The organism is Neobacillus cucumis (assembly GCF_023715505.1).
The window spans coordinates 1-11844 of sequence record NZ_JAMBOH010000035.1 but is presented as its reverse complement, the minus strand read 5'-3'; the positions used below and the strand labels follow the sequence as shown (position 1 = coordinate 11844).

Below are 11844 nucleotides of genomic sequence, written 5' to 3'. Positions count from 1 at the left end.
TTTTACTTGTTGTTTACAACCAAATTAAAAAATCTTTCATTCCTCACTTGTAAAAAAAGAAATGGGGACAAGTACTATTACTTCCTATGAAGCAATAGTACTCGTCCCCATGAACCTTATAAAAGACTTCCATCAGTGGGGGTTTTCCTTCATCCCCTCTGATGGTTAGTCGCACTTATCGGACCTTTACGGCAGTTGGATCATCCACCTAGCATCTTATTGAACCACCAGCAAATTCAGGTGGGAATCTTAATGCCCGTTAGGAGTGGGATAATATATCCTCTAATACCCTTAGAGCATTCCCTCCAATAATCTTTTGAATATCTTGAAACGTATAGTCATGTTTAATCATCCATCGGATCATATTCTTCATTGCTTCAGTCGGATTTTCCAACCCTTTTACATAGGAGGACTCTTGAAATTGCTCTCCATGCGATTCACTAAGGGATAACATGTCATCAAATGCGTGCTGCAATCCCACATGATCGCCAAAAAATGTATCAGGGCCGAGACCTACATGGTCAATTCCAACTAGATTAATTAAATACTCCAAATGCTCCATGACAGATTCAATCGTATGCTGGTTTGGATTTTTGGATGAAAGAGTGGTATTCGGTGCTGCACAAACCCCGATGATGCCACCCTTCTCAGCACAAGCCTTTATTACCTCATCCGATTTCATTCTTGGGGAGTTCCAAACAGCACGTGCTCCTGCATGTGTAATAAAAACGGGGTCTTCACTTGCCTCAATGACTTCCAAACTCGTCAAGTCACCACAATGCGAGATATCAATGACCATCCCCACCAGATTCATTCTTTCAACAACCTTGTGGCCGAATTTCGTTAACCCGCTGTCATTTTTCTCGATTAAACCGGATCCTAATGTATTGGCTTCATTATAGGTAATGCCCATGCATCGAATCCCTAGTCCATATAAAACATCTACACGGTCCACTTCATTTTCTAGAATACTTGCTGCCTCTAATGAAGGCAGAATCGCAATGCGGTCAGTTTTTTTTGCATCCAGTAAATCCTGATAATTTTTCGCAAGATAAGCGGTAGTTTGTTTCGCCATATCACAATAACGAATACCTAATGTTAAAATCACATCATCCCATTTTAGCCCATTCGTAGAAGTCAAAATCGAGATTCCATCCATAAAATTTTCAAATATAACGTCCACGCCAGATAAGGCCAGCCCTTCATAGTCAAATGCAGTGTGGAGCTGCCGGCAATAAGGAATAATATCCTCTTGTTTTTTTGGTACTACAAAACCGTGATCTCTAAGAGATACAATAGGGTAATATTTTAATAAGGTTTCAAAAATCCTTTCCTGATCTTCTCTAAGCTTGATTTCAACTGTCTGCCGATATTTTTCTGACTGCGGCAGCTGAAATGGCTTATAATGTTTTCCTGGAGTTAAGTATTGAAAGGATTGATAGCCGTCATAGTTCTTTTCGATCCTGCTTTTCACTTCTTTTTTTTGCGGCGTCATAACCATTTTTCTACCTCCTAAAATGTTTCATAGTTTACAAGAGAAAATAGCCGATCGATATACCAATGGCTCCGAAAAGTAAGGAAAACGGCAAGTTATTTAACGTAATCCGGTATGGATTTTGCTGGGTTGCCACGGAAGTCATGGTAACTGGTTACCCCGTAAGCTCCGACTGTTGCGGTAGCCAGTGCACTTGTAATCATCACGATACCAATACTAAGTGGATTTACCATCCCGTATAAAGGCTGGATCACTTTAAATAAAACACCAATCGTGGCGATCGCATGTACACCGATTAATCCCCCCAGCAAAAAAACAACCTGAATAAAAATTAAGATCACAATGGGATACTCACTAAAGGCAAGAAACGGCTGTTTGATAACATCTTGAAAGGAAGTCTCGTTTAAACTACTGGAAAAGAGCGAAAGGGAAAGAAACAAGACAACAAAATTCTGCATTTTATTGATGCGCTCCCGCCAAGTCTTCCAACCAATCACCTTATAACTTTTCCATCTTTTTATAAAAATGGCCCAGCATAGAGAAAACACCGGAATCACAAGTGCAACTGATAAAATAAAACTTAGTTGTAACAAACTTCCGGTCAGAACAACAACGATTAAAAAAATGGCTAAAGCCATTACTAGTTTGATGATTTGAATCGTGATTTTTTTGAAATCAATCTTCTGGTTTACACGTTTATCGTGTTCAACGTTTATCGACCGAAAGCTTTTTTTCCCAATGATCCAATCAAGGGAAATCACAATAATGGAACAGCCATGGCAATAGGGATAAATAACTGATACCTGTTGAATCTACTGTAATGGCCACAATAATCTCCGTCGGGCTCCAGATTAATGCTAGAGCCAGCGCTCTTAGGGTGGTTTTACTAATAAAGATTTTCCTTATTTTTTGCGGGATATTTTGTAAACTTGATTGTAAAACCTCCTGCGATAATGTTAAGGCCATATATTAATAAACCCTGTTAATAGATAGGTCGTAATCGAACTCCTAACATATAGATTTCCTAAATTATCTACTTTTCCTTTCATTAATTCATTTAGTCTTCTGTCAAATCTACCGGCATGGACAACACTGGTCATAAGAGGAAGAACCGTCAACAAAGCCAGCAATGACATGTTTGAAGACATATATAGAGGCAGAAGTACAATAGATAATCCCGCATTCATTAAAAATAGCAAACCCGTAAAACTAAAAATGATACATAAAATTTTAAATAATTTACTTGCTCCTTTGAAAGAGATAATTACGAGAATAATAGCCATTACTCCAATGAAGTATCGGATGATTTCATTCGGCAAAAAAACCGTAAATATGTAAAACGAAAAAGTAAGTGTATATAGAATATACAAATGACTATTCACCCAGGAAGAAAATGTACTCATGATTGTAAAACTCCTTTATTTACAACACATCACTACCAGCAAAACATGTAGTTTAAAAACAAAAAACGGATTTTTTCTATATATTAGTTAATGAGTTGACTCTTAAATCAACTCATTAACTGAATAGGAATAATCCCTCTAACATGATTTAACAGTCCTATCACATAAATAAAACTCCCATGTGCTAGTTAGTAAGATTCGTTTTTAAATTTGATAGCAATTCTTCATTATGTTCCCCTACTAATGGAGGTCGTGTGATACTCCCAGGAGTCTCATGAAATTTATATGGCGGACCCGGATAGGTAAACCATTCGTTTACTTCAGGATGATAAACGGATTCAAAGACCTGTCGATCTTCAGCTAAATGTTGATCATGAATCATATCTTCCGGTGCGCGAACCGGTGCCCAAGGAAGGCCGATACTCTGTGCAGTATGATATATATAGTCTGATTCAAATTGAATACAAAAACGCTCTAATACATCTGTTACATGCTCCATTCTTTCAGCACGGAACCGATCATTTACATATCTTTCGTCTCCCAAATCCTCTTCAAGCTGATTCGATGACAGCCAAGAAACCAAGCTTTTCCATCTCTTTACATCCAAATAAGTATTTAAAACGAGAATATATTTTCCATCCTTACATTTGAGATTCCAGCGCACTGAGCGATTAGGCAGGGCATGCCGGCCTGTTTGACGGATGACATGTTCTTTTTGATAAATCCAATAAGGCAGAGACATCTCAGTAGAGACAGTCACACAATCATGTACGGATATATCGATGAATTGCCCTTGATTTTTAAAATCCCGATATAGTAAAGCACTTACAATCCCCATCGCGGCAAAATATCCTGCAAGATGGTAGGATTGTCCACCGGTTGGGGCAATAGGAGGAGCATCAGGTACATCATCGTACCCGGTGACAGCCATTATACCGCCGAGAGCTAATTGGACAATGTCAGATGATTGGTATTGACTCCATGGTCCTTCCTGGCCAAAAGGGGTAACAGAGCAATATACCAGTTTGGGAAATTCTTTTGATAAGGTATGATAATCCAAGCCCCATTCTTTCATCTGACCTGGTTTATTGCCTTCAAGAATTACATCTGTCTGAGTTAGTAACCGGACAATTGTTTCCTGCCCTTCCTTTGTCGTGATATCTAAGGTAATCGACTTTTTGGATGTATTGTAATTCCAGAAATACAGGCTTCCATTTTTATCAGGAATATCCTTGTAAAATGGGCCTATCTTTCTTGAGGGCACACCCTCCTTCGGTTCCACCTTGATCACTTCTGCTCCCATATCTGCCAACAGCTTTCCGGCAAATTGAGTGAATTGATCTCCTATCTCAAGTATCCTTATTCCTTTTAAAGCTGCCTTCTCCACCATCATTTCCTCCTTCCTTTTACCATAATGGCCTTACTGCTTTAAACGAATCCTTTGACATATCCAATGGCCAAAAGACGCCATGATCATGCATCAGTTCTATTTCCTTATCTGAAAAATGCAGGATTTCTTTTAATACATAATCATTGTCTTCTCCCATTAATGGAGCAGATTTATGAATATAAGGAGAGGATTCGGACATTTTAATCGGAATACCTTCTACTAATCTTTCACCTAAAAGTGGATGGTTAATAGGTTCAAACAGGCCTCTAAACTGTAATTGAGCGTCCGTTTCAATGATATCTTCATTTTGTTGAACCGCGGCGGCAACCAGGTCATATTTCTGTAATTTCTCCATGATTTCATATTTCGTAAACCTGCTTGTATACTCTTCAATAAACTGATCTAACTCATCCTGATGTTGAATACGCCCATTGAGGTCTGCAAATCTCTCATCATTCACCCATTCCGGCTGGCCGATTGCCGCTTTAAATCTTTCCCATTCATTGTTATCGTAAATGGCGATCACACAATAATCATTCGCGTCATCACCCGCACAACGGTAAGTGTTTTGCGGACAAGCAGCAGGTCCTCTAAAGTCGATTTTGTTAAAATCAGCTGAAAGGACAGAACGATTACCGGTTGGATGTGAGGAACGGCCATTAACAAAATAATTTAATAAATTGGTACCAACCAAAGGCAATGCGGTTTCTACTTGAGAGATATCAATATATTGACCTTCCCCTGTTCGTTTTTTATGGAACAATGCCGTTAAGACGGAAAAGGCACCTGTATATCCGGCAACAATATCCAAAATCGAATAGCCCCAGCCGCTTGGATGTGTATCAGGCAAGCCGGAGATATAAGTCATGCCTGAAAGAGCGGCAGCTGTCGGACCCCATGTCCCATAATTTTTTTGTCTTCCGGTATGGCCTAATCCGGAAATACTCATATAAATAATTCCTTCATTTATTTCTTTCAAAGAGTCATAATCCAATCCCCATTTTTCAAAAACGCCAGCACTAAAGTTTTCTGTAATAACATCTGACTTTCGAATTAAATCTTTCACAATATTCATGCCTTCAGCGGATTTGATATTAATGGTAAAGCTTCTTTTTCCAACATTTAAACTGTTAAAAAACGCACCGTTATCCAAGCCAGGTTCATCCTCCTTGGCATACATGGAAAACCGCATCATATCAGGTGTCTTTGGCCATTCTACCTTAATGACCTCTGCCCCCATGGCTGCTAGAATTCTTGTTGTCGTCGAACCAGAAACACTCCAGGTAAAATCAAGAACTCTGATACCAGTTAAGAGATCCTGTTGGATGTTCATGTTAATACCCTCCATTCACAGGCTTCCATTGAACCAACGTCACTTCATCATCCACTTTTTCAAACACCGCTTCCATTTCCATACCTATTTTTACTTTTGTAGGGTCCATTCCAACGGTATTGCCAAGAAATCTGACTCCGTCTCCTACATCCACTACAACAAGAGCATATGGAACCTGATCATTAAAATATGGATAAAAGGATCGATGAACAATATTAAACGTGTAAATAACCCCTCTTGTCCTCCCTACCTCAACCCACCTTACCTCAGCGCCAGGTTCATGCGGCGATAAAAATCTCGGCGGCCATATTTTCTTTTCGGTAGCGGTACATTCCTGAACAAGTAACTTTCCTTCTTTTGTTCCTTCCCAAAAAGGTTTATATAAATTCCAATCACGTGACCAATCAGAATCTCTATTTGGTAATGGTCTAATAATCTGCATTTCTACTTGATTCATATGACAACCCCTCTTTCAAAAAATTAATTGTGTAAAATGGCAATGGATCCGTCACCCATATCGCCATATCCAGTCACTAACCCTATTTTTGCATCCTGTACCTGTGCAGTTCCTGCTTCGCCTCGTAACTGATGGACCGCTTCTACCACATGATTAATTCCGACAATATGTGCCTGTGATAATAAGCCGCCATGTGTATTAATCGGCAATTGTCCGCCATACGTAATTCGTCCATTTTTGACAAACTCTGGCGCTTCACCTCTTTCACAAAAGCCCATTTCTTCAATTTGTCGTAAGACGATAAACGTAAAGCAGTCATAGATTTCAGCAAAATCGATCTCATCTCTTGAGATTCCGGCCATTTCAAAAGCTCTTGGTGCCGCATATTTAATTCCCATATCCAAAATGTCAGGACGCGTTGGCATATCATCAGGCTGATTCGGATGACCTTCTGCTATGCCGGCAATATATATTGGCTTTTTGAAACGGTGGGCATTGCGTTTAGATGTGACAATGACAGCGCCAGCACCATCTACCTCTAAAGAACAATCGAATAATCGGAAAGGAGTAACCAGCATCGGGGAGTTTTGATAGTCTTCCTCTGTCATCACTCTCCCTTTCATATAGGCGTTATTGTTATTATGAGCATGCTCCCGGCACGTCATTGCCACAATTTGCATGCCGATTGGGTCTGGATTATATTGGTAAAACCAGCGGTTCGCATGAAGAGAGAAATACTGCATCGGAACCATTAATCCATATGGGTATTCCATATTATCCCGATACTCTGGATTTGGCATAATTGTATTATTAAAGTCTAGTATTCTCGGATCCGTTCCTCCTAATCTCGGTCCTGAAAATCCTTTTTGCCCTGTAGTGACAACCACATATTCTGCTACACCATGTTCTACAGCAAGAGCAGCCTGCTGAATCGCGGCAATCGCACTGGCTCCTCCCATTTCACTTCTGCCGCTGAACTTAAGTTCTTTTATTCCTAAACCTGCAACCAAATCTTCACAGCGGACATTATATCTCCATGGATTAATGACACCATCAATCTCAGAAGGATGAATCCCGGCATCTTGACAAGCGTTCACCGCTGCTTCCGTTAATAATTGTGTTAATGACTTATCTGTACCCCTTACAAAGTTCGTTTCACCTACTCCGACAATGCACACTTGATCACTTAATGAACGTCTCATCTTTTATTCCCCTTTACGTTTAAATGAAAAACTTCATTTATTCTTGCCGTTTCTATCGTATGCCGAAAAACTATTCAGAAAATTAAATCTATATTAATATTTTATTTAGATAAGGAACCTGAAACAATTTACGATTAGGTAGGAAAAATTCATTTTTACAGCCGAAATGTACAGTTATTAATTTTTAGAAAATTCAATCCGATTATGATAGTATAATAATCAATCATCTATTCGTATTGGAGGGTAAAAAATGGCGATAAAAGCAAACACAATTACCTTGAGTGATTTATTTAAAGCAAACACTGAGAAGGGCAACTTTCTTCAGTCTCATCGAATGTTTATTTCAAGCGCAGATGCTTGGGGAGCGTTAATCAAAGATTTAGTTTTAGCTCTAGGAATTGAAAGAGCCAAACGCTTTCTTTTACGTTATGGATATCAATGCGGAAGGCATGAAGCCTTAATACTGAAGGATATGTTTAATTGGGAAAATCAGAAAGAATGGATTATGGGCGGAGTCACGATGCATAACCTCTCGGGACGTTCATCATCGGTTCCCATAAAGGTTCATATCGATGCTGATAAAAAAGAACTTGATGTGGAAGGGTTTTGGCATGATTCTTATGAAGCGAAACAATATTTGCAGCACTTCCCCACTCATTCCGAACCTGTCTGCTACTTTTTAGAAGGATATGCAAGCGGCTACTGCAGCACCTCATTAGGCAAAAGAGTAGTATTTAAAGAAGTTGAGTGTATCGGAAAAGGGGATCCTAATTGCCATTTTATCGGAAAAACATTGGATCTTTGGGGAGATGATATTTCACCTGAATTGGTTGATTACGAACGTGAAGATATTGGAGACGAACTGGATCAAGCACATAAACGAATCGAAAGACAAAGGGAAATATTAAAACGAATGAATTTGTTAAGCAACCAATTGACAGAAATTGTCTTACAAGGAAAAGGGCTTGACTCAATCGCCCAGACACTTGGACGCAGCTTGAAATGCGGCATTGTTATATCCAACAAGGATTTTGAAACCCTGTCAGAATATGGGGATATATTAGATTATTCTTTAAAAAACATTATCGAGAACAAGGTACATCTTCACTCATCAGACAAGGATAAAATCAATGAGATGTTACAACAGCGAGCCACTACTATCCAACTAAATTTTTTAAAGGAACAAGGATTCTCTTACTATCCGTTAATTACACCGATTATCGTACAAAACCGTGTATATGGTTATATTTCAATCATTAAAAACTCAAAAGAAATGGAAGAACTAGAGTCTTCTTTTGCCGAGCGGGCAGCAAATATTTGTGCACTGCACATTCTAAATGAAAAAACCGCTATTGATACAGAGCAGCGAATGAAAGGAGAACTATTAGACGAGGTCTTACTAAAGCCAAATTTAGATGCTAACATTACGAAAAAATTATCTTTACTAGGCTATAAGATTAACAAACCTCATTATGTGTTTATTTTTCACTTACAAAATCAATCCTTTGATTTGCCAAAAGATGAATTTGTAAATGATGAAAAGGAAGTGATTATGAATATCCTTCGAAAATATTCATCTTCTATTGCAGGAGAAAATATACTAATCTCGCACTCGTTTGGACAGATTCAAGCACTTATTTCCGTAGATTTATTAAAGGCTTGCCATATGAGCGAAGAAAAATTCGTGATATACATATTAAAAGAAGTAAAGCAGAAATTACCTTCAGCACAGCTACGTATTGGAATAAGCAATATATGTCCAAGTATTCATAGAACTCACGAAGGTTACAAACAAGCTAAAAAGGCATTAGAAATTGCTCAAATCAATAAGCAAAAACAGCAAGTGTTCTTATTCTCGGCGATTGGACATATTTCCATTTTATTAGATGCCAGAAATCCGCAAGAATTAGAGAACTATGCCGATAACATTTTAGGTTCTATCTATGACTATGATATTCAGAAGTCCTCAGAACTGTTGAAAACCCTTTATTTTTATTTAAATAATGAATGCAATTTGCATAAAACCGCCCGCATCCTTAACCTGTCCATTGGCGGCATGCGTTACCGCCTTGCGAATTTAAAAGATAGATTTAACATTGATATGATGGATTCCGCTACACGACGTGAGGTACAAATGGCCTTAGATATATATGTTGCTTTTGGAAAACTGCCTGACAGCTTACTGGAGCATGAGGAAGATACGATAGAATATTAATTTTTCCTCTCATTAGACCGAATCCTATAAAAAAATGTCCTTCATCGTTTGATGAAGGACATTTCTTTACCATTTCATAAAGAAGCCTGTTTTTAAAACAACTATTATGCTTTTAAATCTTCCGGAGTTTTTACGATCAATCCACTTTCACGGCCTGCACTTACTGTACCTTCCTGTTCAGTTGCTAGATTCTTAAGTTTGTATGTACCAATCAGGCCAAGAATAGACACAACCGCGATATAAATTCCAAGTGACCAAATTGTACCTGTTTCCTGTATCAAATACGTACAAACCATTGGAGCAATCCCTCCTGCAAAGATGGCAGGGATTTGCGTACCTAGTGAAGCACCGCTATAGCGTAACCGGGCAGGGAATGCCTGTGAAGCTAAAGCAGGAAGTGCACCTGTCTGCATACAAAATGGAACCATAGAAATAATCATAGCAGCTGCGATGAGAGCATGTACACCTGTATTGACTAACCCTACAAATACAAATCCCCAAATCAGTGTGGCAGCGATCCCCATCCTAGACATACGTTTAATTCCAACCTTATCAGAAAGGTAGCCAAAGAGCGGGATGAAAATACATAATAAGAAGCTTGCTCCGGTATTCGCATTGACCATAAAGGACGAACTCACATGATAATTATTAATACTGTAATTAATCAAGAATGTTGTATAGATAGCAAACGGCGTATGTTCAGCTAATTTAACTAATGCTGAATAAAGTATCTGTTTTGGATGTTTTTTCATAACATCTAGAATTGGCAGTTTTGAAACACTTTCGCCATCTTGAACTTTGCGGAAGGATGGTGTTTCATCGATCTTTGAGCGAATAATAAGCCCTGCCACTAATAGCAATAAACTAGCTAAGAACGGAATTCTCCATCCCCATACGTAGAAATTGTCCCCACCTAGAGTAATAAACAACCCTATTATCGCAGAAGAAAGTAACATCCCCGCTCCTACTCCAGCATTTGGGATACTAGCCATAAATCCTTGCTGCTTTTTCTTTCCCCATTCCATTGATAATAGGATAGCTCCTGCCCATTCGCCTCCAACGCCTATTCCTTGAATTAATCTCATCAACACAAGCAAGATGGGAGCCCATATTCCAATCGTGTCATAGCCTGGTATTAATCCCATTGCGGCACTGCTCAAACCCATCATCCATAAGGTAACAATTAATGCTTTCTTTCGTCCAATTCGATCCCCAAAATGTCCAAAGATAATCGCTCCTATCGGTCTTGCTAAGAAACCAGAGGCAAAAGTAGCGAATGACAGAATCGTTGCGATAAACGGGTCTGTATTCGGAAAAAATAGTTCTGGAAAAATGACAGCTGAAGCAGTAGCATAAAGCGAAAAGTCATACCATTCGATAATCGCACCAGAGGTAGATCCAATTAGTGCCCTTCTTGACATTTTTTTTTGTGAGATTTCATTTGCATGAATGCTAGACAATATTTACACCTCCGATAGATTCCAATTGCGGGCAAGGCTACCCCCATTTCTTAACAAACCTCTCATGACCTTTCTTTTTCTATTAGAACAACTATTTTAGATTCATACCTCCTTTTTTCTACTATGACTTAGTTGTAAATTGATTATACAGAAAATTTAATCAATTTGTATCCTGCAGAACCTGCAGGAAAAATTTAATTATTCTGTATCATTAAGTTAGAACCAACCGATTTCCACTGTTTTCTATATAGGGTTTTTTCATGATATTTTTATCCTTCTCTATTTATTGTTTTAATAACAATCTAACTTTTATAGTTTAATCTCAGAAAAAGATGCTCCATCCGTGGGTAAAAGAACGCGACAATCGGCCCCAGCGAAACGACTATAATTAGGGGCCCAATTGCAACTGGACCACTGAAAAGAAAGGCAAGTGCCACTACCCCTGAAAACAGCGTCCGTGAAATGAGATTAATTTTAAAAATTGAATCAGACAAATTTATCCCATCTTACATAATCCCTTCATACTATTATTAAGGGAAGGGTATATTATTAGTACAACAAGATTCTAGCCCCATAGGAAATCCCCCATGAAAAGGGGGACTTTTTTTCAAAAATTAACTCCTTATCCAGAACCGGCTGAATACCACATGCATCTTAGGATCATAGACCATAATAAGAAGAATACAGTAAGCCAGATTTTTTCATAATATATTTTACAATATGTTTTATCATATATGTTTACATATATAGTTTAATGTTATTTTTCACTAGTGTTGCATTAAAAATGTCGTAATTTTCAGTTTAGTCATCTTTCTTATTTAGAGCCAAAAAAGTAAATACCCAATCAAAGGTGGCTCCATCCATTTGGAAATTTATTTACAATTAGACC

The 11844-nt window shown here is 38.4% G+C and carries 10 protein-coding genes; 1 reads left to right on the top strand and 9 read right to left on the bottom strand.

From position 1 onward, the window contains the following. Positions 1 to 259: 259 nt before the first annotated feature. The 8 genes from M3226_RS27495 to M3226_RS27460 form a co-directional block, all read right to left on the bottom strand. Positions 260 to 1501: a dipeptidase gene (locus tag M3226_RS27495; protein WP_251572152.1), complete on the bottom strand. Its 1242-nt coding sequence runs from the start codon at positions 1499 to 1501 to the stop codon at positions 260 to 262. Positions 1502 to 1590: 89 nt separating this feature from the next. Continuing rightward, the gene (locus M3226_RS27490) at positions 1591 to 2256 is read right to left on the bottom strand and encodes a hypothetical protein (RefSeq protein ID WP_251572150.1); all 666 of its coding nucleotides are present in this window, start codon (positions 2254 to 2256) and stop codon (positions 1591 to 1593) included. Then, the gene (locus M3226_RS27485; RefSeq protein ID WP_251572148.1) at positions 2243 to 2461 is read right to left on the bottom strand and encodes a hypothetical protein; all 219 of its coding nucleotides are present in this window, start codon (positions 2459 to 2461) and stop codon (positions 2243 to 2245) included. Before M3226_RS27485 ends, M3226_RS27490 begins: the two co-directional genes overlap by 14 nt. Next, complete coding sequence (locus M3226_RS27480) at positions 2452 to 2898, bottom strand: hypothetical protein (protein WP_251572146.1); 447 nt, start codon at positions 2896 to 2898, stop codon at positions 2452 to 2454. Before M3226_RS27480 ends, M3226_RS27485 begins: the two co-directional genes overlap by 10 nt. A gap of 184 nt (positions 2899 to 3082) precedes the next feature. Beyond that, on the bottom strand, positions 3083 to 4291 hold the full coding sequence (locus M3226_RS27475) for a CaiB/BaiF CoA transferase family protein (protein ID WP_251572144.1): 1209 nt from the start codon (positions 4289 to 4291) through the stop codon (positions 3083 to 3085). A 13-nt stretch (positions 4292 to 4304) separates the two neighbouring features. Further along, the gene (locus M3226_RS27470; RefSeq protein WP_251572142.1) at positions 4305 to 5621 is read right to left on the bottom strand and encodes a CaiB/BaiF CoA transferase family protein; all 1317 of its coding nucleotides are present in this window, start codon (positions 5619 to 5621) and stop codon (positions 4305 to 4307) included. Position 5622: 1 nt separating this feature from the next. Next, complete coding sequence (locus M3226_RS27465) at positions 5623 to 6078, bottom strand: Zn-ribbon domain-containing OB-fold protein (RefSeq protein WP_251572139.1); 456 nt, start codon at positions 6076 to 6078, stop codon at positions 5623 to 5625. A gap of 23 nt (positions 6079 to 6101) precedes the next feature. Then, a complete protein-coding gene (locus tag M3226_RS27460; protein WP_251572138.1) occupies positions 6102 to 7280 on the bottom strand; it encodes a thiolase family protein in 1179 nt (392 codons plus the stop codon). 250 nt (positions 7281 to 7530) lie between these two features. Between M3226_RS27460 and M3226_RS27455 the strand changes: the two genes are divergently transcribed. Further along, entirely contained in the window at positions 7531 to 9495 is a 1965-nt protein-coding gene (locus M3226_RS27455; RefSeq protein ID WP_251572136.1) for a XylR N-terminal domain-containing protein, read from the top strand. 104 nt (positions 9496 to 9599) lie between these two features. Here the strand turns inward: M3226_RS27455 and M3226_RS27450 are convergent, their stop codons facing one another. Further along, positions 9600 to 10955, bottom strand: coding sequence for an MFS transporter (locus M3226_RS27450; protein ID WP_251572134.1), 1356 nt, complete (start codon positions 10953 to 10955; stop codon positions 9600 to 9602). Positions 10956 to 11844 lie beyond the last annotated feature (889 nt).

Bases quoted from the DNA above. Each gene is read 5' to 3' on its own strand.
- M3226_RS27480 (WP_251572146.1), bottom strand. From the start codon at position 2,898: ATGAGTACATTTTCTTCCTGGGTGAATAGTCATTTGTATATTCTATAT.
- M3226_RS27495 (WP_251572152.1), bottom strand. From the start codon at position 1,501: ATGGTTATGACGCCGCAAAAAAAAGAAGTGAAAAGCAGGATCGAAAAG.
- M3226_RS27465 (WP_251572139.1), bottom strand. From the start codon at position 6,078: ATGAATCAAGTAGAAATGCAGATTATTAGACCATTACCAAATAGAGAT.
- M3226_RS27455 (WP_251572136.1), top strand. From the start codon at position 7,531: ATGGCGATAAAAGCAAACACAATTACCTTGAGTGATTTATTTAAAGCA.
- M3226_RS27470 (WP_251572142.1), bottom strand. From the start codon at position 5,621: ATGAACATCCAACAGGATCTCTTAACTGGTATCAGAGTTCTTGATTTT.
- M3226_RS27485 (WP_251572148.1), bottom strand. From the start codon at position 2,461: ATGGCCTTAACATTATCGCAGGAGGTTTTACAATCAAGTTTACAAAAT.
- M3226_RS27475 (WP_251572144.1), bottom strand. From the start codon at position 4,291: ATGATGGTGGAGAAGGCAGCTTTAAAAGGAATAAGGATACTTGAGATA.
- M3226_RS27460 (WP_251572138.1), bottom strand. From the start codon at position 7,280: ATGAGACGTTCATTAAGTGATCAAGTGTGCATTGTCGGAGTAGGTGAA.